General features: G+C 65.7%; 23 protein-coding genes. 8 read left to right on the plus strand and 15 right to left on the minus strand.

What is annotated here, in order from left to right:
• Window positions 1–54 precede the first annotated feature (54 nt).
• The 6 genes from DNX69_RS06930 to DNX69_RS06955 all read right to left on the minus strand — a co-directional run bounded on the left by DNX69_RS06930 (window position 55) and on the right by DNX69_RS06955 (window position 7,786).
• On the minus strand, window positions 55–1,944 hold the full coding sequence (locus DNX69_RS06930; RefSeq protein ID WP_110785287.1) for a potassium transporter Kup: 1,890 nt from the start codon (window positions 1,942–1,944) through the stop codon (window positions 55–57).
• Window positions 1,945–2,173: 229 nt separating this feature from the next.
• Window positions 2,174–2,998 (minus strand): OmpA/MotB family protein, encoded by an 825-nt coding sequence (locus tag DNX69_RS06935; protein WP_110785288.1) that lies wholly within the window; start codon window positions 2,996–2,998, stop codon window positions 2,174–2,176.
• A gap of 33 nt (window positions 2,999–3,031) precedes the next feature.
• Entirely contained in the window at window positions 3,032–3,805 is a 774-nt protein-coding gene (locus tag DNX69_RS06940; RefSeq protein WP_110785289.1) for a motility protein A, read from the minus strand.
• Window positions 3,806–4,093: 288 nt separating this feature from the next.
• Entirely contained in the window at window positions 4,094–4,963 is an 870-nt protein-coding gene (gene pssA, locus DNX69_RS06945) for a CDP-diacylglycerol--serine O-phosphatidyltransferase (protein WP_110785290.1), read from the minus strand.
• Window positions 4,964–5,037: 74 nt separating this feature from the next.
• Window positions 5,038–5,736 (minus strand): phosphatidylserine decarboxylase, encoded by a 699-nt coding sequence (locus DNX69_RS06950; RefSeq protein ID WP_110785291.1) that lies wholly within the window; start codon window positions 5,734–5,736, stop codon window positions 5,038–5,040.
• Between the two features lie 52 nt (window positions 5,737–5,788).
• Window positions 5,789–7,786, minus strand: a complete 1,998-nt coding sequence (locus DNX69_RS06955; protein ID WP_165825204.1) for an ABCB family ABC transporter ATP-binding protein/permease — start codon at window positions 7,784–7,786, stop codon at window positions 5,789–5,791.
• A gap of 195 nt (window positions 7,787–7,981) precedes the next feature.
• On the opposite strand from DNX69_RS06955, the gene DNX69_RS06960 reads away from it, so the two are divergent.
• Both DNX69_RS06960 and DNX69_RS06965 read left to right on the plus strand, forming a co-directional pair.
• Window positions 7,982–8,581 carry a TIGR00730 family Rossman fold protein gene (locus tag DNX69_RS06960; protein WP_110785292.1) on the plus strand — a complete coding sequence of 200 codons (600 nt, stop codon included), beginning with the start codon at window positions 7,982–7,984 and terminating at the stop codon, window positions 8,579–8,581.
• Window positions 8,582–8,763: 182 nt separating this feature from the next.
• Window positions 8,764–10,833 carry a c-type cytochrome gene (locus DNX69_RS06965; protein WP_110785293.1) on the plus strand — a complete coding sequence of 690 codons (2,070 nt, stop codon included), beginning with the start codon at window positions 8,764–8,766 and terminating at the stop codon, window positions 10,831–10,833.
• A 28-nt stretch (window positions 10,834–10,861) separates the two neighbouring features.
• Here the strand turns inward: DNX69_RS06965 and DNX69_RS06970 are convergent, their stop codons facing one another.
• The 6 genes from DNX69_RS06970 to cysS form a co-directional block, all read right to left on the minus strand.
• The gene (locus tag DNX69_RS06970) at window positions 10,862–12,271 is read right to left on the minus strand and encodes an FAD-binding oxidoreductase (RefSeq protein ID WP_110785294.1); all 1,410 of its coding nucleotides are present in this window, start codon (window positions 12,269–12,271) and stop codon (window positions 10,862–10,864) included.
• Window positions 12,272–12,282: 11 nt separating this feature from the next.
• Complete coding sequence (locus tag DNX69_RS06975) at window positions 12,283–13,842, minus strand: acetolactate synthase large subunit (RefSeq protein WP_110785295.1); 1,560 nt, start codon at window positions 13,840–13,842, stop codon at window positions 12,283–12,285.
• A 203-nt stretch (window positions 13,843–14,045) separates the two neighbouring features.
• Window positions 14,046–15,644: a citramalate synthase gene (cimA, locus tag DNX69_RS06980; protein WP_110785296.1), complete on the minus strand. Its 1,599-nt coding sequence runs from the start codon at window positions 15,642–15,644 to the stop codon at window positions 14,046–14,048.
• A complete protein-coding gene (locus tag DNX69_RS06985) occupies window positions 15,641–16,147 on the minus strand; it encodes a GNAT family N-acetyltransferase (RefSeq protein ID WP_110785297.1) in 507 nt (168 codons plus the stop codon). The genes cimA and DNX69_RS06985 overlap by 4 nt, the downstream gene beginning before the upstream one ends.
• Complete coding sequence (locus DNX69_RS26775) at window positions 16,147–16,278, minus strand: hypothetical protein (protein ID WP_011157553.1); 132 nt, start codon at window positions 16,276–16,278, stop codon at window positions 16,147–16,149. Before DNX69_RS26775 ends, DNX69_RS06985 begins: the two co-directional genes overlap by 1 nt.
• Before the next feature lie 163 nt (window positions 16,279–16,441).
• A complete protein-coding gene (gene cysS / locus DNX69_RS06990; RefSeq protein WP_110785298.1) occupies window positions 16,442–17,833 on the minus strand; it encodes a cysteine--tRNA ligase in 1,392 nt (463 codons plus the stop codon).
• A gap of 303 nt (window positions 17,834–18,136) precedes the next feature.
• On the opposite strand from cysS, the gene DNX69_RS06995 reads away from it, so the two are divergent.
• The 3 genes from DNX69_RS06995 to DNX69_RS07005 all read left to right on the plus strand — a co-directional run bounded on the left by DNX69_RS06995 (window position 18,137) and on the right by DNX69_RS07005 (window position 21,255).
• Window positions 18,137–18,445, plus strand: coding sequence for a hypothetical protein (locus DNX69_RS06995; protein WP_110785299.1), 309 nt, complete (start codon window positions 18,137–18,139; stop codon window positions 18,443–18,445).
• Between the two features lie 196 nt (window positions 18,446–18,641).
• On the plus strand, window positions 18,642–19,823 hold the full coding sequence (locus DNX69_RS07000) for a DUF2865 domain-containing protein (protein WP_110785300.1): 1,182 nt from the start codon (window positions 18,642–18,644) through the stop codon (window positions 19,821–19,823).
• Between the two features lie 97 nt (window positions 19,824–19,920).
• Window positions 19,921–21,255 (plus strand): FAD-dependent oxidoreductase, encoded by a 1,335-nt coding sequence (locus tag DNX69_RS07005; protein ID WP_110785301.1) that lies wholly within the window; start codon window positions 19,921–19,923, stop codon window positions 21,253–21,255.
• 24 nt (window positions 21,256–21,279) lie between these two features.
• On the opposite strand, the gene DNX69_RS07010 is transcribed toward DNX69_RS07005, so the two are convergent.
• A complete protein-coding gene (locus tag DNX69_RS07010) occupies window positions 21,280–22,023 on the minus strand; it encodes a helix-turn-helix transcriptional regulator (RefSeq protein WP_234826886.1) in 744 nt (247 codons plus the stop codon).
• Between the two features lie 223 nt (window positions 22,024–22,246).
• Here DNX69_RS07010 and DNX69_RS07015 point away from each other — a divergent pair, with 223 nt between their 5' ends.
• The 3 genes from DNX69_RS07015 (at window position 22,247) to DNX69_RS07025 (ending at window position 23,540) form a co-directional block, all read left to right on the plus strand.
• Window positions 22,247–22,510, plus strand: a complete 264-nt coding sequence (locus DNX69_RS07015) for an antitoxin (protein WP_110785302.1) — start codon at window positions 22,247–22,249, stop codon at window positions 22,508–22,510.
• The gene (locus DNX69_RS07020; RefSeq protein WP_110785303.1) at window positions 22,507–22,917 is read left to right on the plus strand and encodes a type II toxin-antitoxin system VapC family toxin; all 411 of its coding nucleotides are present in this window, start codon (window positions 22,507–22,509) and stop codon (window positions 22,915–22,917) included. Before DNX69_RS07015 ends, DNX69_RS07020 begins: the two co-directional genes overlap by 4 nt.
• A 128-nt stretch (window positions 22,918–23,045) precedes the next feature.
• Window positions 23,046–23,540 (plus strand): hypothetical protein, encoded by a 495-nt coding sequence (locus tag DNX69_RS07025; RefSeq protein ID WP_110785304.1) that lies wholly within the window; start codon window positions 23,046–23,048, stop codon window positions 23,538–23,540.
• 35 nt (window positions 23,541–23,575) lie between these two features.
• Here the strand turns inward: DNX69_RS07025 and DNX69_RS07030 are convergent, their stop codons facing one another.
• Entirely contained in the window at window positions 23,576–25,333 is a 1,758-nt protein-coding gene (locus DNX69_RS07030; protein ID WP_110785305.1) for an NAD+ synthase, read from the minus strand.
• Window positions 25,334–25,379: 46 nt separating this feature from the next.
• Window positions 25,380–25,733, minus strand: a complete 354-nt coding sequence (locus tag DNX69_RS07035) for a diacylglycerol kinase (RefSeq protein ID WP_110785429.1) — start codon at window positions 25,731–25,733, stop codon at window positions 25,380–25,382.
• Window positions 25,734–25,848: the final 115 nt, after the last annotated feature.

Consider the following 25,848-nt stretch of genomic DNA (forward strand, 5'->3'; position numbering starts at 1 on the left):
GCGGCGGAAAATCACCGCCGCTTTGGTCGAAGCCGCCCTCAGGTTTCCCCGCGGTCAGATGGTGACCTGGGCGCCGACCTCCACCACCCGCCCGGTCGGGATCTGGAAGTAGTCGGTGGCGTCATTCGCGGACTTCGAGAGCGCAATGAAGAGTTTGGTTTGCCATTTCGGCATCGCCGACTTGATCGCCGGTTTCAGGGACCGGCGCGACACGAAGAACGACGTCGACATGATGTCGAACGTCCAGCCGAACTGACGAGCCAAGACCAAAGCCTTCGGAACATTCGGGCTCTCCATGAAGCCGAAGCGCAGCCTGACCTTGCTGAACTTGTCGCTGACCGGCTCCAGCCGGATTCGATCCGCCGAGCTGACGCGCGGCGTATGGGCTGTCTCGATCGTCAGGACGACGTTGTGCTCGTGCAGCACCTTGTTGTGCTTCAGATTGTGCAGCAGCGCCGGCGGCACGAATTCGGCATCGGCGGTCAGGAACACCGCCGTCCCCTTGACGATATGCGGCGGATGCTTCTCCAGGCTGGCGATCAGATCGTCGAGCGGCACCTCTGCGCGGCGCGCCTTGATAGTGAGCAAGGCCACGCCGCGCCGCCAGATCCAAATCAATATCGCCAACGACAGACCGAACAGCAGCGGCAACCAGGCGCCGTCGAGCAGTTTCAGCAGATTGGCGCTGAAGAACATCGCGTCGACCAGTACGAACGGCACGATCAACAGCGCCGCGGCGACGGGGCTCCAGTGCCACAGTTTCCAGATGACGACGAAGCCCATGATGCCGTCCACCACCATGGTGGTGGACACCGCGATGCCGTAGGCCGAGGCCAGACCGCTGGAGGTCTGGAACACCAGCACCAGCACCAACACGCCGATCAGCAGCATGGTATTGACGCGCGGCAGATAGATCTGCCCGGCGTTGGTCTCCGATGTGTAGCGCACTTCGAAACGCGGCAGCAGGCCGAGTTGCACCGCCTGGCTGATCAGCGAGAACGCCCCGGTGATCACTGCTTGGCTGGCGATCACCGTCGCCGCTGTCGCCAGCAGGGTCAGCGGCAGCACCATGGCGTCCGGCACCATCCGGTAAAACGGATTCTCCAGAGCGGCCGGATGGGCCAGCACCAGAGCGCCTTGGCCGAAATAGTTGAGCAACAGAGCCGGCAGGACGAAGCCGAGCCAGCCGGTCTGGATCGGCCCCCGCCCGAAATGGCCGAGATCGGCGTACAGCGCCTCGCCGCCGGTGACGGCGAGGAACACCGCACCCAGCGTCACCAGCCCGATGGTGCCGTGGCTGGCGAGGAATTGCGCCGCGTACCAAGGGTTGATGGCGGCGAGCACAGTGGGGTCGTCCATGATGTGCATCGCCCCCAGGGCCGCCAGCGCGGAAAACCACACCAGCATCACCGGCCCGAAGGCGCGGGCGACGACTGCGGTGCCGTGACTCTGTACTGCGAACAGCGCCAGCAGGATCACCACTGTCAGCGGCACCACGTAGGGCTCGAGCGCGGGAGCCGCGACCTTGAAACCTTCGACAGCCGACAGCACCGAGATCGCTGGCGTGATCATTGAATCGCCGATGAACATCGAGGCGCCGATCACGCCGAGCACCAGCAGCGTCCCGCTGCGGCGGCCGAGCGCCTGCTGGCCGAGCGCCATCAACGACAGCGTTCCGCCCTCGCCGTTGTTGTCGGCGCGCAGCAGCAGCAGCACGTATTTCGCGGTGACGACGATCAGCAGCGACCACAGGATCAGCGACAGAACGCCGAGCACCAGAACCCGGCTGGCCGGTGCGCTGCCGGCTGCACCGGCAACCGCCTCGCGAAACGCGTACAGCGGCGAAGTCCCGATATCGCCGAATACGACGCCGATCCCCCCGAGCGTGAGGGCCCAGAAACCGGTTTTGTCGGGGGCTTCGCTGGTCGCGGTGGCGATTGCCATGGCTGCGGTGAAAGCTCGATCCTGGTTTTGATCCAACCTCCGCGACCGCTGTTATGGAGGTTCAGCTCGCAGAGGCCACCCCGACCGCCAAGGCACCGATAAAACTAGCGGCGATGTCGTCGCCAACGCAACCGCGGGCCATGGGTTCCGAACGTGCCGGGGCGGATGAAATCGGGCCGTTTGCAGATGTCGCCAGCAAGCGGCGCCGCGGCCGGCGACGGCTCGCCCGTTACGGCTTCAAGCCGGGCGGCAGCGCCGGGCTTTCACGCATCAGCGTGATCGTCACCCGGCGATTGGCGGAAATCGACGGATCGTCGGGAAACAGCGGCTGGGTATCGGCTTTGCCGGTCACCGCGAAAATATGCGAGCTCGGCAGCCCTTCCCGTTCCAGGATCTGGCGCACCGAATTGGCGCGATCCGACGACAGATCCCAGCCGTTGTAGTCGCTGCGCTCCGGCAGCAGGCCGGACGAGGTATGGCCGACGATGCTGACCCGCAGCGGCGTGGCGCGCAGTGGCACCGCGAGACGCTGCAGCAGCAGGCGCGTCCGTTCGAACGGCGCCTTAGAGCCGTCAGCGAACATCGGGCGGCCGTCCTGATCCATGATCTCGAGGTTGAGGCCCTGCTTGGTCTCCTCGAACATGATGTTCTTCGACAGCTCGGCGATTTCCGGCATGTTCTGCAGCGCCTGCCGCAGCGACGCCGAAGCCATCGCGAACTCGCGATCCTCTTTGGTGTTGATGCCCTCGTCTCGCGTCACATCGCCGGGCGACGGCTTGGCGGTCGACAGCTCCGGATTGACGTGCTCGGTGTTCTTGACCTTGCCGCGGGTGGGCAGACCGTCGCTCTCGATGATGCCGGAATAGCGCGCATCGCTCTGCACGCCGAACGCCTCGCGCATCGAACCGGCGACGATCATCAGCTTGGCTTTGTCCTGCGTGGAGAATGCGACGAGCATCACGAAGAAGCTCATCAAGAGGCCCATCAGGTCGGCGAAAGTGACGAACCAGCCGTGGCCACCAGCGTGCTCTTCGGCTTTCTTCTTCTTGGCCATCGCCGTCCCTTCCCGCGATCGACAGAGGTCGGGTTAAGCCGGGACCGTTTCGTCTTCTTCCGAACGATGCTTCTCGGGCAGATAGGCCAGCAGCATTTCGCGCACCAAGGTCGGGCTCTTGGAGTCGCGGATCATCAGAATGCCGTCGATGATCAGGGTCCGGTTGGTCTCTTCGTCGATCTTCTTGGTGTGCAGCTTGTCGGCGATCGGCAGACAGAACAGGTTCGCGACCAGCGCGCCATACAGCGTCGCCAGCAGCGCCGTCGCCATGAACGGGCCGAGCTTGGACGGGTCCGACATGTTGGAGAACATCTGCACCATGCCGATCAGCGTGCCGATCATGCCGAACGCCGGAGCGCAGTCGCCGATCGCGCGATAGATCTTGCTGCCTTCGTCGAGGTGCATCAGGAAGTTGTCGCGATCACGCTCGAGATTGTCGCGGATGAATTCGAGGTCGTAACCGTCCGCCACGTAGCGAATGCCCTTGGCGAGGAACGGATCGTCGGCTTCGACCTTTTCGAGGCCGACCGGACCAGACTTACGGGCGATCTCGGCGATGTTGGCGAGCTCGTCGACCAGATCGCGCGCCGACAGCCGGCTCATCGTGAAGGCGAATTTTGCGCCGAGCGGCAGGCCGTGGAGCATCACGTTGAGTGGAAAGCGGATCATCGTCGCGGTCAGCGAGCCGCCGAAGATGATGATCATCGCGTGTTCGGAGATGAACATGTGGACGTCACCGCCCATCAGCATCATCACGGCAATGACTGCGATGCCGCCGACCAGGCCGGCTGACGTCATGATGTCCATTATTCACTCCGACGCAACCACTCGCGCGCCAGCCCGCGCTGGCGGCGGCGCGGCACATTCTGCGCTGCGCGGGCTCACCGTAAGCGGCGCGCCATTAAAGACGCGTAAAGTTAATCGGGAGCGGCCGTGATTGCCGCCGCGCTAACCATCCGGCACGGCAACAAACTATTCACACTTTCACGGAAATCCTCGTGAAACTCCGAGGCCGAGGCACCAATAGCTGCCCCGAAAGCCGCCAGAGAGTAGCGGCCATGAGAACCGCGGCGAGCCGAACGGCTCACGAACGCCTCAGTTCAGCCGTGCCGGCCGGTCGTCGTCGTGCTGAATCGGGTCGGTCACGACCAGCGTCGGCTTTTGGCCGGGCGCACTTCCGGCGCTCTTCTGCGCCGCGGCATTGCGCTGATGGTCGCGATACGACCGCCAACCGACGGGCAGGCTGAGCAGATACAGCACCGAGCAGGCCGACAGGATGTGCCACGGGTAGCCGATCAGCAGCGCGATGAACAACACCACCGAGACGAACAGCGGCAGCACCATTTCCGGCGCCACCCGCATCTTCACCGTCTTGCCGGAGAACACCGGCAGCCGCGACACCATCAGAAACGCGATCAGCAGCGTGTAGACCGCGGTGAGCACCGCCGGCGGAGTCGGCGCGCCGAGGAAGCTCATATAGACCGGCAGCAGCACCGTGATCGCGCCGGCCGGGGCCGGCACGCCGGTGAAGAAATTGGCGGCGAACGCCGGTTTATTGGGGTCGTCCATGGTGGCGTTGAACCGCGCCAGCCGTAGGCCGCCGCTGATCGCAAACACCATCGCGGCGATCCAGCCGACGTTGTTGAGATCGTGGAGCTGCCAGAAATACAGGATCAGGCCCGGCGCGACGCCGAAATTGACGAAATCGGCCAAACTGTCGAGTTCGGCGCCGAATTTGGACTGGCCCTTGATCATCCGGGCGACGCGGCCGTCGATGCCGTCGAGCACCGCGGCGAACACGATCGCCGCGACCGCCAGTTCCATCCGCCCCTCGGTCGACAGCCGGATCGCGGTCAGACCGGCGCAGATCGCCAGCAGCGTGATGACGTTCGGCACCAGCAAACGCACCGGGATCGGCCCGAACCGGCGGCGCGGCGTCTCAGGGGAATTCAGATCGAAAGGCATCGGTCTCGCTCTCGTCTCGGAACCACCATCCTACGCGGCCATCATGGCAACCTTCGGGCCGGCCGGTTCCGATGTTAGTCGGTCCGGTAGATCCGTCCAGTGTCGTTGCCCTTGAGGTCGGCCAGCACCGTCTCGCCGGCAATCGCGGTCTGCCCTTCGGCGACCAGCGGCTTGGTGCCCTCGGGCAGATAGACGTCGAGCCGCGAGCCGAACCGGATCAGGCCGAACCGTTCGCCGGCGACCAGCGGCTGACCCTCACGGACGAACGACACGATCCGCCGGGCGATCAGGCCGGCGATCTGGATCACGCCGATCTGGCCGTGCTCGGTCGACAGCACCATCGAATTGCGTTCGTTGTCTTCGCTGGCCTTGTCGAGCTCCGCATTCACGAACTTGCCCGGCGAATACACGATCCGCTCGACCCTGCCGGCCACCGGGCTGCGATTCACATGGCAGTTGAACACGCTCATGAAGATCGACACCCGCGGCAGCGGGTTGGTGCCGAGGCCCAGCTCCGGCGGCGGAATGATATCGACCACCATCGAGACCCGACCGTCGGCCGGTGATACCACCAGCCCGTCCCGGACCGGCGTGGTGCGCGGCGGGTTACGGAAGAAATAGGCACACCAGATCGTCAGCACAGTGCCGATCCAGCCGAGCGGCGACCAGATCCAGAACAGGATCAATGTCGCCAGGGCGAAGCCGCCGACGAACGGATAGCCCTCGCGATGGATCGGCGGGATCTGGGCGCGAACGGAATTGACGATGGACATCGGGAGTCCCCTAACTTCGAAAGCCTATTACAATAGGGCGCTGCAACAACGATTACTCCGCCGCCGACGAAGTTGCCAGATCGTCGTCAGGCTTGGCCTGCCTGATGGACGCATCCGGAGCAAGATCCGCCCCCTCCTGTTGACGAATCGGAGGTTCCTCTTCGCCGATCAGCGCCAGCCGCTCGCGCACCTCTTCGGCCTCGCGCTGCCTGTTCCACATGCTGGCGTAAAGCCCGCCCGCCGCCAGCAACTGCGCGTGGGTGCCGCGTTCGGCGATCCGGCCCTGCGCGAGCACGATGATCTCGTCAGCCCCGACGATGGTCGAAAGCCGGTGCGCGATCACCAGCGAGGTGCGATTCTGTGCCACACGCTCCAGCGCGCCCTGAATCTCGTGCTCGGTGTGGCTGTCGAGCGCGGAGGTCGCTTCGTCCAGCACCAGAATCGGCGGCGCTTTGAGAACCGTTCGCGCAATCGCGACGCGTTGCTTCTCGCCGCCGGACAGCTTCAGGCCGCGCTCGCCGACCTCGGTGTCGTAGCCCTTCGGAGAAGACTTGATGAAGGCGTCGATCTGCGCGGTCCTGGCCGCCTCCTCCACCTCGGTGTCGGTGGCATCCCAGCGACCGTAGCGGATGTTGTAGCGGATCGTGTCGTTGAACAGCACGGTATCCTGCGGCACCATGCCGATCGCCGCGCGCAGCGAGGTCTGGGTGACGGTGCGGATGTCCTGACCGTCGATCAGGATGCGGCCGCCCGAGACGTCGTACAGCCGGAACAACAGCCGCGAGATCGTCGATTTTCCGGCGCCCGACGGGCCGACGATCGCCACCGTCTTGCCGGCGGGGACTTCGAAGGTGAGGCCCTTGAGGATCGGCCGCGACGGGTCGTAGGCGAACCGCACGTCCTCGAACCGCACGGTGCCCGCCGTCACCGCCAGCGGCTTGGCGCCGGCACGATCCTCGACTTCCGGCTTGCGCGACAGCACCGCGAACATCTTCTCGATGTCGATGATCGCCTGCTTGATCTCGCGATACACCATGCCCATGAAGTTCAGCGGCTGATACAGCTGAATCATCATCGCATTGATCATCACGAAATCGCCGACCGTGTTGGTGCCGTTGCGCACGCCGGAGGCGCACATCAGCATCGTCGCGGTCAGGCCGAAGGTGAAGATCACCGCCTGCCCGGCATTGAGAACCGCCAGTGACGTATAGGTCGAGACGCTCGCTTCTTCGTAGCGCTGCATCGACTTGTCGTAGCGCCGCGCCTCGCGCTCCTCGGCGCCGAAGTACTTCACCGTCTCGTAGTTCAGCAGCGAGTCGATCGCCTTCTGGTTGGCGTCGCTGTCGGAATCGTTCATGCGGCGGCGGATGCCGATCCGCCATTCGGTCGCCTTGTAGGTGTACAGCATGTAGAACACCACGGTGACCATCACCGCGGCGACGTAGCGCCAGTCGAACTGCCACAGCAGCACCGCCATCACCAGCGACAGCTCGATGATCGTCGGCACCAGTTGCAGGATCACCATCCTGACGATCACTTCGATGCCGAGCCGGCCGCGCTCCAGCACCCGGGTCAGACCGCCGGTCTTGCGCTCGAGATGAAATCGCAGCGACAGATCGTGCATGTGCACGAAGGTGCGATACGCCAGCTTGCGCACCGCGTGCATCGCCACCTTGGCGAACACGCCGTCGCGCCATTGCGTCAGCACAGCCATCAGCGCGCGGATCAGGCCGTAGCTCGCAGTCAGCGCCAACGGTGACGCGATCAGCCACAGCGTCCAGTTCGACGGCGCGATCGGCGCGGTATCGGCCCCGGTCAGCGCGTCGGTCGCCCATTTGAACGTGAACGGCACCACCAGCGTCGCCGCCTTGGCGGCGATCAGCAGCACGATCGACCACACCACCCGCATCTTCAGGTCGGCCCGGTCGCCGGGCCAGATATACGGCCACAGATGCACGAGCGTGCCGCCGAGCGTGGCCTTCTGCGCGGTCGCGTCTTCCGGAATCGCGACGGGAGAGCCGCTGCTCGAATGCGAGTGAGGGTGAGCCATCAACAGGTGCCTGAGGAAGTCCGTGGGCCGAATCCGGCCGCGCGATCGAAATCGCTTGCCGCGTTCGCCTTCATATAGTGTTTCACCTCTAAGGTGCACCCTGCGACGACGATTCTTTACGTCATAACAGGCTGTTGCACGGGCATGGCGGCGTCCGTCTTGACGCTGTCATCCCGCGGTGCCACATCCGCCACCATGAGCGAGATCAAGACCGTCTGCGTCTATTGCGGCTCCGGACCGGGCAGCAATCCCCGTTTTCTCGAAGCCGCCACCGCGTTCGGCAAGGAACTCGCCGATAACGGCATCGGCCTGGTGTATGGCGGCGGTGCGGTCGGGCTGATGGGCGCGGTCGCGAATGCGGTGCTGGACCACGGCGGCGCGGTGACCGGGATCATTCCGGGTTTTCTCAGCACCAAGGAGATCGCCCTCGGACGCGTTTCCGAGCTGATCGTCACCGAGGACATGCACGAGCGCAAGCGGCTGATGTTCGAGCGCTCCGACGCCTTCGTGGCGCTCCCGGGCGGCATCGGCACACTGGAAGAACTCGTCGAGCAGATGACGTGGCAGCAGCTCGGCCGTCACACCAAGCCGATCCTGATCGCCGATATCGACGGCTTCTGGCAGCCGCTGCTCGAATTGCTGTCGCACATGCGCGCCACCGCCTTCATCCGCCCCGCGCTCGCCGTCGAGATTCTGAAGGCCGAAGAGGTGGCGGAGATTCTGCCGAAGCTGCAGGCCGCAGCCGACCCCTCGCCCGACCGCGCGATGCCTCCCGAGATTGCCAAGCGCCTGTGACCGCGCGGCCGTTATCTCCCCGTTGAGCTGCTGCTAACCCTATCGGCTCAGGCCGGACTGCTCGTGCTGAGACACCTCGGCCCGTCCGACAAACCATTACGACCTAAGTGGTGAGCCCGAGTTGAGGCGACGTGGCGGCGCGCTTAGCGTCGCACCGCAACAAACCTCGAATCGAGCCTGCCATGTCCGAATCCCGCGGCCGCGCCGCCAAAACCCTCGCTGTTCTCGCCGCGTCGGCGCTGGTCGTGATCGGAGGCGCGGCGTTGTGGATCATCCAGCCGCCCGCCGTCGACGCCAAGCTCAAGGCTGTCGATGCCAAACTCGATCCCGATCTGATCAAGCGCGGCGAGTACATCGCGCAGGCCGGTGACTGCGTCGCCTGTCACACCGCCCCCGGCGGCACGCCGATGGCCGGCGGTCTGAAGCTCGACACACCATTCGGCAGCCTGTGGTCGACCAACATCACGCCGGATCGCGCGACCGGCATCGGCAACTGGTCGTTCGCCGAGTTCGACCGTGCGATGCGCAAGGGCGTCGCGGCGGATGGCCACAATCTGTATCCGGCGATGCCGTATCCGTCTTACGCCAAGATCAGCGGCGACGACATGGCGGCGCTGTGGACGTATCTGACCAAGGGCCTCGCGCCGGTAGCGCAGGCCAATCGTGCGCCGGAGATGAGCTTCCCGTTCAACATGCGGATCGGACTGGCGTTCTGGAACGTCGCCTTCCTCGATGCGGCGCCGTTCAAGCCGGAGCCGAACCAGGACGCGGTGTGGAATCGCGGCGCCTATCTGGTGCAGGGCCTCGGCCATTGCGGCGCCTGCCACACTCCGCGCGGCATCGCCTTCCAGGAGAAGGCGATGAGCGATGCCGGTCCGAACGGAGCCGAGTATCTCGTCGGCGCCAAGGTCGAACACTGGAACGCGCTGAACCTGCGCGGATTATGGACGGTGCCCGACACGGTCGAAATGCTGAAGACCGGTCAGAACCGCTTCGCCACCGCGGCCGGCGGCATGACCGACGTGATCCGGCATTCGACCCAGCACATGACCGATCAGGATCTCATCGCGATCGCCACCTATCTGAAAGCGCTGCCGACCGACCGTCCGGCGCCAGCGACAGTGGTGGCCGAGGTGCCGGCGTCGACCTACACCACCCCCGGTGGCCTCGGCTACACCCAGTTCTGCGCCGACTGCCACCGCGGCAACGGTGCCGGCGTGCCGGGCGTGTTTCCGCCGCTCGCCGGCAACCCGACGATCGCCGCACAAGATCCGGCGACGCTGGTGCACATCACCCTCACCGGCTGGCAGACGACCGCGACCACCGCACATCCGCGGGTATGGACGATGCCGTCGTTCGCCCGCCTGAACGATCGCGAGATCGCCGACATTCTGAGCTTCGTCCGCGCCAATTGGGGCGGCAACGCCGGCGCCGTCACCACCGAGCAGATCGCGTCAGCCCGCGCCGCGCTCGATCCGAAGATCGACACCTCGCGGTTCGAGACGCCGCGGATCGCCGATGTTTTGTTGCAGCCGAACGCCGAGCAACTGGTCCGCGGCATGCGGCTGAATGCGGAGACCCACACACTGCTGCCGAACAACGTCGGCAACGACCTGAACTGTGCCTCGTGCCATCTCAATGCCGGCACCGTCGCCGACGGCAGCCCCTATGTCGGCGTCGCGGCGTTCTTCCCGAGCTACGCGCCGCGTGCCGGCCGTGTCATCTCGCTGGAAGACCGCATCAACGGCTGTTTCCAGCGCTCGATGAACGGCAAGCCGCTGCCGGTCGACGGCCCCGACATGAAGGCGATGGTGGCGTATTTCGACTGGATGCAGGGCTCGACCAAGCCGGAGGACAAGGTCGCCGGCCGCGGCGTCGGCAAGGTCGATCGATCGCTGCAGCCGAACCTCGACAACGGCAAGGAGATCTACGCGGCGCGCTGCGCGGTGTGTCACGGCAACGACGGTGAAGGGCTGAAGGATGCCGCCGGCCGCGTGGTGTATCCGCCGCTGTGGGGACCGCGCTCGTTCAACATCGGCGCCGGCATGGCCCGCACCTACACCGCAGCGGCCTTCGTCAAGCGCAACATGCCGATCGCCAGCCACGACAAATTCCCGCTCGGCCAGGGCGAGCTGACCGACCAGGAAGCGATCGACGTCGCCGCCTATTTCAGCCACATGGAGCGGCCGGACTTCCCCGGCAAGGTGAAGGATTGGCCGAAGGATCCGAAGCCGAAGGACGCGCGCTACTGAGCGTCGCGGCCCGACAGAGCTTTCGTCATCATCGTGCCCCGAGCGTCTGCCCGGGGTCGAAGATCTTGCCGGGGTTGAGAATGCCCTTGGGGTCGAGCGCGAGCTTCAAGGTGCGCATCAACGCGATCTCGTTGGCGCTGCGGCTGACGTAGAGATACGGCTTCTTCTCCAGGCCGACGCCGTGTTCGGCCGAGACCGAGCCGTTGCAGGCGGCGAGCGGCCGGTACACCAGCGCTTCGACCTTCGGCCGCAGCGCCAGATACTCCATCGGCTTGACCTGCACGACGACGTGCAGATTGCCGTCGCCGAGATGGCCGAAGATCCACAGCCGGTGCTCGCCGATCTCGCTGTCCAGCGTCTCCCGCAACGTCTCGGCATAGCCTTCCATCGCGGCGATCGGCAGCGAGACGTCGAACACGATCGGCAAGCCGCCTTGCAGCACCTGGCCGACATCGTCGCGCAGCGCCCAGAACGCGCGACAATCCTCTTCCGACTGCGCGATCGCCGCATCCGCGATCAGTCCGGATTCCAGCGCCGTCTCCATCGCCGCGGTGAAGCGCTGGCCGTCGAGTTCGAGGTCCGAGCCCTGGCTTTCGACTAGCACGTAGTACGTGTGGTCCTGTCCGATCGGCGGCCGCCCCTTGGCGGGCGGGGTGGTGATCAGCCGGTAGTACGACTGCCACATCACCTCAAAGGCCGACAGCGTGCCGCCGAGCGCGCGGTCGCAGTGCTTCAAAAACTTCGCCACCGCATCGAAGCCGTCGAGCCCGACGAACGCCATGTTGGTGGCGAGCGGCTTTTCTCGCAGCCGCAGCACCAGCCGCGTGATGACGCCGAGCGTGCCTTCCGAACCGATGAACAGCTGCTTGAGGTCGTAGCCGGCGTTGTTCTTGATTAAATGATTGAGCGACGACAGCACTGTGCCGTCGGCGAGCACAACTTCGAGGCCGAGGATCATGTCGCGCGTCATGCCGTAGCGGATCACGCGGTTGCCGCCGGCGTTGGTGGCGGCGTTGCCGCCGAGCGTGGCGCTGCCGCGCGAGCCAAGGTCGAGCGGAAACGCCAGATCGTGCTTGTCGACCTCCTCCTGCAGCGCCTGCAGCGGCACGCCGGCCTGCACCACGGCAGTACGCTGCTTCGGATCGATTTCCTCGATCGCGCGCATCCGCTCCAGCGACAGGATCACTTCGCTGGGCTCGGCGTCGGCACCGTGGACGAGACCGGTCAGGCCGCCATGGGTGACGACGTGGATGCCATTCGCATGGCACCAGCGCAGGATCTCGGAGACCTGCTGGGTCGAAGTCGGGCGCACCAGCGCCGCGGCTTTCAGCGTATCGAAGCGGTAGGTGCCGGCGGAGCGCTTTGACAGTTCGGACGCCTCGAGCACGCCGCCGTCGCCGACGATGGAGCGGAGTGAGCCGACGATATCCAAGGTCATCGGCCGCTCCCTCAGATCAAGGCTTCGATCAGCCGGGGGCCGCGCTGGCTCATCGCCGAGGCATATTGCGCGGAGAATTCCTCGGCGGTGGTGGCACGGCTGGCTTCGACGCCGAGACCTTCGGCGATCTTCATCCAGTTCATCTCCGGATTGTGCAGATCGAGCATCGACAGCGCATTGGCGCCGGCGCCGGCAGCGCCGACCCGCTGCAGCTCGATGTTGAGGATCGCGTAGGAGCGATTGGCGTAGATCACCACGGTGACGTCGAGCTGCTCGCGCGCCATCGTCCACAGCGCCTGCATGGTGTAGGCGGCGCCGCCGTCGCCGTGCGGACACACCACCTTGCGATCCGGGGCCGCGATCGCGGCGCCGATGGCCAGCGGCAGCCCCTGCCCGATCGAGCCGCCGGTCAGCGGCAGATGGGTGTGCGGCCGCGCCTTCGGCAGGATCATCTGGAACGGCAGCCCGGATGTGTTGGCCTCCTCGGCGTAGATCGCGTGGTCGGGCGTCAGATGCGCGATCGCCTGCGCGACGCCGAGCGAGTTGAGCTTGCCCTTCGGCAGCTCGGGCAGCACCAGCTGAGTGCGGACGGCGGGCTCGACCGGCGCGTCGAGCGCGGTGGCGAGGTCCGTCACCGCCTGGGCGCCGTCTTCGTGCGGCTGCGCCAGATAATCGATCAGGCAGCCGTCCGGCGCGCCCCAGCTCGGCTTGCCGGGATAAGCAAAGAACGACACCGGCGGCTTGGCGCCGACCAGGATCAGTTGCTCGACGTCTTTGAGGAACGCGGTGATCTGTTCCGAGAAATACGGGATGCGCTCCAGCGGGACGCGGCCGGCGCCGAGTTCGGTCTGCGGCGCGAAGGTGTCGCACAGCAGCCGGACCCCGGTTTTGGCTGCGACCCGTCCGGCCGCCTTCAGCGCATCGCCGAGCAGCGCCGATCCGCGCAGCAGCAGCGCAGACTTCTTGCCGTTCGAGAGCAGCTTGGCGATCGCCTCGACGGTCTCGGCCGCAACCTTGGCCGGCCCGATCTCCGGCAGCTTGTGCGCCGCGCGCGCGGCCGGATTCCAGGCAACGTCCGCCGGCATGATCAGCGTGGCGATGCCGCCCGGCGCCGCACAGGCCGCCTGCACCGCGCGCGCCGTATCGCTCGCCACCGCGCCGGCGCTCTTGGACTCGTGGATCCAGGTCGATACCGGCCGGGCGAAGCCGGCGATGTCGGACGTCAGCGGCGCGTCGTATTGCAGGTGGTAAGCAGCGTGGTCGCCGACGATGTTGACGATCGGCGTCGCAGCGCGGCGGGCGTTGTGCAGATTGGCAAGGCCGTTGGCGAGACCGGGCCCGAGATGCAGCAGGTTCACCGCCGGCTTGCCGGCGATCCGGCCGTAGCCATCGGCCGCGCCAGTGACCACGCCTTCGAACAGGCACAGCACCGGCCGCATCCCGCTGACCGAATCCAGCGCCGCGACGAAGTGCATTTCCGAGGTGCCCGGATTGGCGAAACACACCTCGACGCCGCAATTCACCAGCGTCTGAACGACAGACTGCGCCCCATTGATCCCGTGCACGAGCATTCCCCCTGTGGCCGGCGTGAATCCGCCGGGCTACGACCTGTTTGGGGGATATGTTGTCAGCGCGGCGCGGCGATGACAACCGCGCTCAGGGCATTGTTCTCTCGTCATTGCGAGGAGCGAAGCGAGGAAGCAATCCAGCCCGGTGCACGGAGCTGGATTGCTTCGCCTTCGGCGCGCAATGACGGGGAAAGGACTCGGCAGGATTATACCGGCGCGTTTGACTGCACCAGCTTGTAGACGACCGAATCCATCAGCGCCTGGAACGATGCATCGATGATATTTGGCGACACGCCGATCGTGGTCCAGCGCCGGCCGTCCTCGTCCTCGCTCTCGATCAGCACCCGAGTCACGGCCTCGGTACCGCCATTGAGGATACGAACACGGTAGTCGACCAGCTTCAGACCCTCGATGTACTTCTGATACTTGCCGAGATCCTTGCGCAGCGCGACGTCGAGCGCGTTGACCGGGCCGTTGCCTTCCGCGGCCGAGATCAGGGTCTCGCCATCGACCTCGACCTTGATCACCGCCATCGCCACCGTCACGCGCTGGCCATGCGAGTTGTAGCGCTGCTCGACATTGACGTCGAACTTATCGACCCGGAAAAATTCCGGCACGGTGCCGAGCGTGCCGCGCGCGAGCAGATCGAACGAAGCGTTGGCGGACTCGTAGGCGTAGCCGGCCGCTTCCCGCTCCTTCAGCTTCTCGACCAGACGGGACAGCCGCGGATCGTCGCGGTCGAACTGGATGTTGGTACGCGCCAGCTCGGCCAGCACGTTGGATTTGCCGGCCTGATCCGACACCAGCACCTTGCGATGATTGCCGATCGACTCCGGCGGCACGTGCTCATAGGTCTGCGGATCCTTCAGCACCGCGGAGGCATGGATGCCGGTCTTGGTGACGAAGGCGCTGCCGCCGACATAGGGCGCGTGCGGATTGGGGGCGCGGTCGAGGATGTTATCGAGCGCGCGCGACACCTGCACCAGGCTCGCCAGCTTGTCGTCGGAGACGCCGATCTCGAACTTGTCGGCGAACTCTTTCTTCAGCTTCAGCGTCGGGATCATCGAGCACAGATTGGCGTTGCCGCAGCGCTCGCCGAGGCCGTTCAGCGTGCCCTGGATCTGCCGCGCGCCGGCCCGCACAGCGGCGAACGAGTTCGCCACCGCCTGCTCGGTGTCGTTATGGGCATGGATGCCGACATGCGCGCCGGGGATGTGCTTGACCACTTCGCCGACGATCGCCTCGACTTCGTCCGGCATGGTGCCGCCATTGGTGTCGCACAGCACCACCCAGCGCGCGCCGGACTCATACGCCGCCTTAGCGCATTGCAGCGCGAACTCCGGATTGGCCTTGTAGCCGTCGAAGAAGTGCTCGCAATCGACCAGCACCTCGCGGCCCTTCTCCTTGGCGAGCGAGACGCTGTCGCGGATCGAGGCGATATTCTCCTCGTTGGTGGTCTCCAGCGCGACCCGGACCTGGTACTCCGACGACTTGGCGACGAAGCAGATCGCATCCGCCTTGGCATCCAGCAGCATCGCGATGCCGGGATCGTTCGAGGCCGAGCGGCCGGGCCGCCGGGTCATGCCGAACGCCGCGAAGGTGGCGCGCTCGAGGTTCTGCTCCGTTCCGAAGAATTCGGTATCGAGCGGATTGGCGCCGGGGTAGCCGCCCTCGACATAGTCGATGCCGAGATCGTCGAGCAGCGAAGCGATCAGCTTCTTGTCATGCAGGGTGAAGTCGACGCCGTTGGTCTGGGCGCCGTCACGCAACGTGGTGTCGTACAGATAGAGACGTTCGCGGCTCATGAGGAAGCTCCGGGCGCGGCGGCATCCGCCAGCGACTTTGTCATCGTGGTATTGGCGAGCCATTCGCCATTGATCGAAACGGTGTTGCGCTGCTTGGCGACGTAGCCGCGCTTGGCGAAGAATTCGGCGGCGTTGTCGCTGGCGTCGACGGTGAGGATCAGCGCGCCGCGCGCGCCGGCGAGCTTCTCCAGCGCGTCGATCAGCGTCGCCGCGGCGCCGCGACCGACGTAGTCGGGGTGCACGTACAGCATGTCGATGTGGTCCGGCTCCTTGAGCGAGGCGAAGCCGACCGGCACGCCCTGCAGCGTTGCGATCAGCGTGAGCTGGCCGGATAGCCGCGCGGCGAATTTCGCGTCGTCGTCGGCCGCCGAGGCCCACGCTTCCTGCTGCTCCTCGCTGTAATCGTCAGCGGTGAGCTGCTCGATCGCCGCCACAAAGATCGCAGCAGCGACCGCGGCATCCTCGGGCAGATACGGCCGCAAAGCGGGTTGCGCGGTGCTCATCACCAGAACCCGTACAGCTTGAGCACCAGCGCGGTGGCGCCGGCCAGCAGCGCAATCTTGATCGCGATGTAGTACAGCCAATGCTTCGGAAACGGCGTATCGGGCCGCCCGGTCGGCTTCTGCTCGGTCATCGCACGATCTCCGTTGATAGTCTTGCTGCGACTGCAGTCACGCTCGTCATTCCGGGATGCGCTGCGCCAGCAGCGCAGACCCGGAATCCCGAGATTGTGGCGACGAGATTCCGGGTTCGCCCGCTATGCGGGCGCCCCGGAATGACGCTGAGGAACGGACCACTCACCGCGCCAGCTCCCATGTCGTCACCGGCTTGCCGTCGGCGTCCTTGCCGTCCTTCAGCACCACGCCCATTGCGGCAAGTTCGTCGCGGATGCGGTCGGACTCTTTCCAGTCCTTGTTGGCACGGGCGACGGCGCGGGCGTCGATCAGCGACTTCGCGGTCGCATCGAGATCGACCGGGGCGCGCACGACCGGATTGATCCCCAGCAGCTGCATCGCGCCGCGGAGCTCGTCCGCCTTGCCGGACCGGCGCAGCGCGTGCAGCTCGGCGATCATCTTCGGCGTGTTGAGGTCGTCGGTCAGCGCCGCGATCACTTCGTCGCACCGCGCGGGCGTCGCATCCTTGGTGAAGTCGGACCAATCGAAGATCGCCTTCTCCGCTTCGTGCAGCGCGTCGGCGGTCCAGTCGATCGGCTGCCGATAATGCGTCTTCAGCATCGCCAGCCGCAGCGTCGCGCCGTCCCACGATTTGCCGCCGAACTTATCGGTCGCCAGCAGCTCGCGGATGGTGATGAAGTTGCCGAGGCTCTTCGACATCTTCTCGCCTTCGACCTGCAGGAAGCCGTTGTGCATCCAGGTTTGCGCCATCCGTTCGGTGTGGAAGGCGCAGCAGCTTTGCGCGACTTCATTCTCGTGGTGGGGGAACACGAGATCGATACCGCCGCCATGGATGTCGAAGGTCTCACCTAAGTGCTTCCACGACATCGCCGAGCACTCGATGTGCCAGCCGGGGCGGCCCGGCGCGGCGATGCCGGCCGGCGACGGCCACGACGGCTCGCCGGGCTTGGACGGCTTCCACAGCACGAAGTCGGTGACGTCGCGCTTGTAGGGCGCGACATCGACGCGCGCGCCGGCGATCATTTCATCCAATGAGCGATTAGCAAGTGCGCCGTAGCGCGGCAGCACGCCGTTGGCGGCGTTCATCGCGCCGGGCGAGAACAGCACGTGGTCCTGCTCGACATAGGCGAAGCCGCCGGCGACCAGCTTGTCGACGATCGCGCACATCTCGCCGATGTGTTCGGTGGCGCGCGGCTCCACGGTGGGGCGCAGGCAGCCCAGCGCATCGACGTCGTCGTGGAATTGCCGCTCGGTCTGCTCGGTGACCTTGCGGATCGCCTCGTTCAGCGGCAGGCCGGGATAGTCGCGCGCGGCGCGGTCGTTGATCTTGTCGTCGACGTCGGTGATGTTGCGGACGTATTTGACATGCGCCTCGCCGTAGAGATGGCGCAGCAGCCGAAACAGCACGTCGAACACGATCACCGGCCGGGCGTTGCCGATATGGGCGAAGTCGTAGACCGTCGGGCCGCAGACATACATCCGCACGTTCGCCGGATCGATCGGCGTGAAGGTGCGCTTCTGTTTCGTCAGCGTGTCGTAAAGGCGCAATTCCATGGATACCCGTCCCCTGCGGCCGGGCGTCCAGAGCTCTCGATAGGAGAAAAGACGGCCTCAGCCAGCGTGTCAGCTAGCTAATAATCTCGCAGCGAATGCAAATGGCGAGGAAACCGTTCATCGCCGCACCATGGCGAGCGCCCTACCCGTCGTCAAGCCCGTCGATCGCCCGAAGCGCTCGGCCGACACCGATTTTGGTCGTGACCGGCCGGCCGTTCGGCGTCAGGTTCCGCCGCATGGTTAACGATTCTTAACCGTTTTAGGGGTATCCAATGAGGGTTCTCCCCTCGTTCTTGGTGCGCCATGAAACTGATTCCTGCCCTCTTTGCCGGCGCGGCGCTGGTTGCAGCGTCGGCAGCCTTTGCCGACAGCCGGATCTTCATCATCGCCAACCAGCCGGACGGCTACGGCATCGACCAGTGCCTCGCCCGCAGCGAGAAATGCGGGGCCCCGGCGGCCGCGGCCTATTGCCAGTCCCGCGAATTCGCCCAGGCCGTGGGCTTCCGGCGGGTGGATCCGGACGAAATCACCGGCGCGGTGCCCAAATCGAGCAATCCGGCCTGTGCCCAGGGCGGCTGCAGCGAATACGTCGCCATCACCTGCCAGCGCTGACCGCGTCCCGACCGGCCGGCCACCGGGTGGCGGTTCGCCACAGAGACGCCCCGGAAACGACGTGACCCTGCCGAAAGAAGCGGCTAAGAACCGGGCGTCGCCGCGGGCTCAACGGGAGCTTTCCGCGGCCCGATCGTGCGAATTTGTCGAGGTGATTCGGCGGATCGCCGACGTCATCCCCCGTTCGGATTGCTGAATGCCCGACATGTTCGACTCCGCGACTCGTTTCCGCATGTTCGCCGGCGCTGTCGCACTCGCCGCATCGACGCTGTCTTCCGCCGCGCTCGCCCAGCAGGGCTATCCGCCGTCGCCGGGCTACAACTCCCCGGGCTATCAGCAGGCTCCGCCCGCGGGCGCGCCGGGCGGCCAGGTCAACCCGATCTGCCCGCGGCTGGAAGCGCAGCTCGCCACGATCGACCGCGGCGGCATGGACCCGGGCCGCGCCGACCAGATCCGCCGCTTCGAGGACGCCGCCAACCGCCAGCAGGCCGAGCTCGACCGCGTCAGCATGCAGGCCAAGCGGATGGGCTGCGAAAGCTCCGGCTTCTTCTCGCTGTTCAGCGGCCAGTCGGCGCAATGCGGCCCGATCAACAACCAGATCCAGCAGATGCGCGGCAATCTCGACCAGATGAATTCGTCGCTGGAGCGGCTGCGCAGCGGCGGCCCCGGCGGCAACGATCGCGAAAACCAGCGGCGCTCGGTGATCCAATCGCTGGCGCAGAACAATTGTGGCCCGCAATACGCTGCAGCTGCCCAGCAGCAGGGCGGCGGCCTGTTGAATAATCTGTTCAACGGCGGCAACAGCAGCCAGGCGCCGGGATTCGGCATGCCGGGCGGCGACTACGGCAACGCCGAAGGTGGCACCTTCCGCACTGTCTGCGTCCGCAGCTGCGACGGCTATTACTTCCCGATCTCGTTCGCCACCGTGCCGAGCCGGTTCGCCGACGACGAGCGCACCTGCAAGAGTCTGTGCCCGGCCTCGGAGGCGTCGCTGTACGCCTATCGCAATCCCGGACAGGACATGAACCAGGCGGTCTCGATCAACGGCCAGCCCTACACCTCGCTGCCGAACGCGTTCCGCTATCGCCAGTCGTTCAACCCGTCCTGCAGCTGCAAGCCGGCGAACCAGACCTGGGCCGACGCCATGAAGGGCGTCGACGATCGCTCCGCCGCCGAGCATGGCGACATCATCGTCACCGAAGAGAGCGCCAAGAAGCTGTCGGCGCCGCCGACCCAGCGCACCTCCGCGAAGAACGGCGGCAAGGCCGCACCTGCCACCGCGTCCAATCAGCCGGACCCCGGCGCGCCCGCGACCGATCCGAGCAAGATCCGCACCGTCGGTCCGAAATTCTACCAGACCCCGCCGAGTGCGCAGTAGGCCGCGATCAGCGCCGCCTCATAGCCCATCGGAGCTATAGCCAGCTCCGACCGTCCTCCCCTAGCCTTTCGCATCGCGTTGCGGCTTCGGAGGACAGATGCGGATCATCGTGGTGGGCGGCGGCATCGCCGGCATGGGCGCGGCGGATCGGCTGCGCGAAGCCGGCCACGACATCATTCTCATCGAACAGGACGCCGAGGCCGGCGGACGCTGCCGCTCGGTGCAATGGCACGGCGTCTGGGCGGTCACCGGGGCCTTCGCCTTCCTCGGCGCCGAGACCAATCTGATCGATCTTGCCCGCAAGCTCGGCATCGATCAGCCCGATGGCATGGTCGACCTCACCGCCGCTCATCAATGGAACGTGCTGGTCGAGCGCAAGCGAACCGTGGCGTTCGGCGCCTTCGACCTGATCAGCGCCGCGAAGCATCCGGCGATTCCACTGCTCGAAAAAGCCAAGCTGCTGGCGACGCTGCCGAAGCTGGCGCAGGTGGCGGTGGCCGGCGATCCACGCGACATCACCACCGCGGTGGCGCTCGACGACGTCAACGCCTGCGAGTACTTCCGCAAGTTCTCGCCGACCTTCGTCGATTACTTCCTGGAGCCGTGCGTGGCGATGTTCTGCGGCTACGGCGCGGACGACTACTCGCTCGCCTGGACGGCGTGGAGCACCGCCGGACGGCTGTCCTGGTCTGGCGACCAGATCTGGAGCTTCAAGGAGCGCGGCGCCGGGCGGATCACGTTCGAGCTCGGCCGCAGCCTCGCCGCCGATCCCAGGGTCGAGGTCCGGCTCGGCTGCCGCGCCGCAGAGGTCCGGCATCACGCGAGCGGCGTCGAGGTCGACGTCGTCGCCCAAGGCCGCGCCGAAACGCTCCGCGGCGATGCGGTGGTGATGGCGGTGCCGGGCAACAAGGTGGCGGCGCTGATGCCGGCGCTGGACGCCGAGCGGCGCGCATTCTTCGACGCGATCGACTATGCGGGCCATCACATCGTCTACTATCTACTCGACCGCCCGAAGGGCGATCTGCTCGACACCTACGTGCTGCCCGCCGCGGACGGCTTCCGCCGCACCGGCAATCTGCGCTTCACCGACATGGGCAACGGCACCACGTTTGCGCATTCGCAGTGGAAGGATTGGGGCTGCCGCCAGCACGCCGGCGCCGGCACCGCCGAGCTGCTGACGATCGCCTGGGCCGACGTCGTCGACGCGCTGCCGCAGCTCGCCGACACGCGGGTGATCGACAGCTTCATCTCCCAGCAGCCCGACGCGATCTGCAAGCGCCCGAAGGGGTACATCGGCAAGCTGCGCCGCTTCCGCGATCTCGGCCCGCTGCCGCGAGTGGCGTTCTGCGGCGACTATCTCACCAACAGCACGGTCGGCCAGGCGCATTGGTCGGGATTGACGGCCGCCCAGGAGCTGATGGCGCGGATCTGAGCGAACCTGCGTAGCGTGCGTCGATCAGCGCGGCTCACCGGACCGCGCGTTCCACAATGCGCTCAGCTCGGTGCGGTTTTGTACGCCGGCCTTGTGCAACACCGCGCGCATCTGGTTCTTGATCGTCCACGGGCTGGTGACGAGCAGCCGGGCGATCGATTTGTTGGAATGGCCGGCCGCCGCCAGCGCCGCGACCTCGCGCTCGCGCGGGGTGAGCGCATGCAGTGGATCGTTGCCGGAAAACAGCGGCACCGTCGCCGCGCCGCGCGCGATGACGCCGTGATACGCCATCTCCAATAGCGGCAGCAGCGCCAGCGCCAGCCCGCGGTCGCGCTCGTCGAAATCGCCGCGCCCGGCCTCGCGCACCAGACTGAGCGCGCCGACGATGCGGTTCTGCGCGCGCAGCGCCAGGGTCAGCACGAAGCCTGCGCCGCTGTCCGCCAGCAACGGCTCGCCGGGGAGCGCCGCGCGGCGGGCCGCCGGCAGCAGTTCCGACAGCCGCGCGACACCCTTGTCCGCCGCCTCCCCGTCGAGCCAGCCCCGGATCGGATCGCGCGCCCGCACCTCCGCGCAATAATGCGCCTGGCACCACGCCGGCCAGTTGACGAAGTGCATCTCGCCCGGCCGCCCACACCGCCGATCAGCCAGCACCGCCCGCGACGCCCCGAACACCGGCCGCAGCGACAGCATCGCGGCTTGCGCGAACCCCGCCGGGGTGGCTGGCCGCGACAGATCGGAGGCGACGGCGGCGGGATCGATGTTCGGCATATGTGGCTCGCTGGAATCGGACGGCGTGGCGATCGGGGCAACCACGCGGCATACGCGAAAGTTCATCAAACCGGGCCGCATCGGAATCTACAAGTGCAACTCTCAGTCGTCCGGATAGAGGTCGCGCTTTCGCCCGCTGTTTCGAACACCTTCGCGGTCGAACCTTTCAGAAACTCGAGAGACGGTATATATCATGGTAGATATCGCAGAATGGAGGTCACCCATGACGTCTCGGACCGCCAAGATTTTCACGACCGGACGCAGTCAGGCCGTGCGGCTGCCAGCCGAGTTTCGCTTCGAGGGCAGCGAGGTGTTCGTGCGCCGCGATCCGAAGACCGGCGACGTCATTCTGTCGCGGAAACCGGACTCCTGGGACGGCTTGCTCGCGCTTCACCAGTCGGCGGATGTCCCTGACGACTTCATGGGACCATCCGACCGCAGCCAGCCGCCGCAGGATCGCGATCCGTTCGAAGGCTGGACCGAATGAGCGGCTGGATGCTCGATACCAACGTCGCCAGCCATATCATCAGAGGCGATAAGCGCGAGATCATGGAGCGACTGGTCGCGCTGCCCATCTCGGACGTCGTGATCTCGTCGATCACCGAAGCCGAACTCCTCTACGGCCTCGCCAAGCGCGGCTACCCCACCGCTCTCTCCGATCGGGTCCGGGAATTCCTGCTGCGCGTCGACGTCCTGCCGTGGGATCACGATGTCACCAAGACCTACGCTGACCTACGCGCAACCTGCGAAGCCAACGGCGTCACCCTCGCCCCGCTCGACATGATGATCGCCGCACATGCGGTCGCGACAGAAGCGACACTAGTGACGCGGGACAAGACGTTCGGCCGAGTGCCTCATCCGCTGAGGATCGAGGATTGGAGAGAAGTGACTTGACGACTTGAGGCCCGGATGGAGCGAAGCGAATCTCCGGATTAGAATAATGAGCCGATATTTTCGGATTACCCTTCGCCCCAACGGGCTGGTCGCTAATTGAACTTCGCTACATCCGGGCCAGTTTTGTCATGATCAAGACCGGCACAGAAACCGAGTTGTCAGAGCTAAATCACGTTGTTTTTCCTGTCGCTCCGTTCCCGCAAGAGTATTGCCGCGATGGCATCGCTCTGCAAGGTGATATTCCGCAAGAACTCGCCAGCCGAATCTTGGACCGGCCTTGGACCAAGGTGAAAATGCTTGACTGGAGAATGACCGGCGCTCAAGCTTCTATCACGAGAAATTACCTTACTGTTGATGCATTCCGGCACTACTTGCCGTCTCTGCTAATCGGAGGATTGGAGGATCTCGATTTTATCGATTGGCCACTGGAGTGCTTGTTACCGATAGGCATGAAGCGCAAGACCACTGGTGCTTGGTGGACAGCGTTCGAAGGCGGCTTCACAATTGAGCAAAAGGATGCAATCAGGACTTACCTGACCGTTACTCGTGAGGTCCTCAGCAGAACAAGCCCGCTCGCCGAACTGCATCTGATCGATGAGGCGCGTTTGATCTGGTTAGCGTGAATGCCGTTGCAATTGGACGCAACAACGACGAGCCGCTACCCCTCGAACGCCTCGCTCGACGCCTGCCCTGCCTTCGTCACCAATGACTCGTCGGGCGCGGGCAGCGCTTCGGCTTTGTCGCGGAAGCGGTTGGTGATCGGGTAGCGGCGGTCTCGGCCGAAGTTTTTGCGGGTGACCTTGACGCCGGGAGCGGCCTGGCGGCGCTTGTATTCGGCGATGTTCAGGAGGCGGTCAATGCGGACGACGGTGTTCTTGTCGAAGCCTTCGGCGACGATGCTGGCCAGCGGCTCCTCGCGTTCGACCAGACGCTGCAGGATGCCGTCGAGCACGTCGTAAGGCGGCAGCGAATCCTGGTCGGTCTGGTTTTCGCGCAGCTCCGCGGTCGGCGGGCGGACGATGATGCTTTCGGGGATCACCTCGCCGTCCGGGCCGAGCGCGTCGTCCGGCTTCCAGCGATTGCGCAAGGACGACAGCCGGAATACCTGGGTCTTGTAGATGTCCTTGATCGGGTTGAAGCCGCCGTTCATGTCGCCATACAGCGTGGCGTAGCCGACGCTCATTTCCGACTTGTTGCCGGTGGTCACCACCATCGCGCCGGTCTTGTTGGAGATCGCCATCAAGAGCGTGCCGCGGGTGCGCGCCTGCAGGTTCTCCTCGGTGATGTCGCGCGCGAGGCCGGCGAACGGCTTCGCCAGGATCGCCTCGAAGCCTTCGACGGCTTGCGCGATCGGCAGCACCTCGTAACCGAAGCCGAGCGCGCTCGCGAGACGGCCGGCGTCGTCGAGCGAGACTTGCGCGGTGTAGCGGAACGGCAGCATCACGCCGCGGACCTTGTCGGCGCCAAGCGCATCGACCGCAATCGCCGCGCACAGCGCCGAGTCGATGCCGCCGGAAATGCCGAGCAGCACGCCGGGAAAGCCGTTCTTGCGGACATAGTCGCGCAAGCCCAGCACACAGGCGGCGTAGTCGGCCTCGTCGCCTTCGAGCACCGGTGCCACCGGTCCGTCGCAGCGCCAACCCGCCGCGCCTTTGACGAAGCTCAGCGTGGTGATGCTCTCGACGAAACCGGGCAACTGCGCCGCCAGGGTGCGGTCGGCGTTGAGGACGAATGACGCGCCATCGAACACCAATTCGTCCTGGCCGCCGACCTGATTGACATAGACCAGCGGCAGATCGCTCTCGGTGACGCGCGCTACCGACACCGACATCCGCAGGTCGGTCTTGCCGCCTGCGTAAGGCGAGCCGTTCGGCACGATCAGGATTTCGGCGCCGGTCTCGGCCAGACACTCGACGACGTTCTCGTACTCGTCGGATTCTTCCAGCCAGGTGTCCTCGCAGATCGGCACGCCGACCCGAATGCCGCGGATCGTGACAGGTCCAGCGACAGGGCCGCGGGAAAACACCCGCTTCTCGTCGAACACGCCGTAATTCGGCAGATTGACCTTGTAGCGGAGCGCGGCGATGCGGCCGCCGTCGAGCAGCGCGCAGGCATTGTACAGCTTGCCGCCATCGACCCAGGGCGAGCCGATCAGCATCGCCGGGCCGCCGTCGGCGGTTTCGCGCGCCAGCTCCTCGATCGCCGCCCGGCAGGCCGACTGGAACGCCGGCTTCAGCACCAGATCTTCCGGCGGATAGCCGGCGATGAACAATTCCGGATAGACGACCAGATCGGCGCCGTCGGCGGCGGCCTGCCGGCGGGCGGCGCGGGCCTTGTCGGCATTGCCGGCAATGTCGCCGACCGTCGGGTTGAGCTGGGCGAGCGAGATCGTCAGGCGGGCGGGATTTTCGGTCATAGCCGAGATGTAACCGCAGCCCGCGGCCTCCGCAATCGGGGCCGCGTCAGATCAGCCCGAGCCGCTCGGCCAGCGCGAACAGCCAGAACAGACCGGCGATTCCCAGCGCGACGCCGACCGCAGCCGAGCCCATGTCCTTGACCCGGCCGATCTGCGGATCGTGGTCCGTGGTGAGCCGGTCACTGAGCTTTTCGATCGCGGTATTGAGCAGTTCGACCACGATCACCAGCGCGACCACCGCGATCAGTTCGACGCGCCGCGCCGCCGTGGTTCCGATCAGCCAGGCAGCCGGGACGGCGAGCACCAGCGCAACCAGTTCCTCGCGGATCGCCTGCTCGGAGCGGATCGCGAATTTCAGCCCGCGCCAGGAATTGATCGTCGCCCGCCAGAACCTCAGCACCTGATCCGCAGCCCCGGTTTGCTCGTGCCAGCGCTTGTCGCGGGCATCACAGTTTAGATGCTCAGAAACGTGGATGGCCGGGACGAGCCCGGCCATGACGAAGTGGGAACGATAT

Origin of the sequence: Rhodopseudomonas palustris, from assembly GCF_003226555.1 — a bacterium.
Classification (GTDB): domain Bacteria; phylum Pseudomonadota; class Alphaproteobacteria; order Rhizobiales; family Xanthobacteraceae; genus Rhodopseudomonas; species Rhodopseudomonas palustris_I.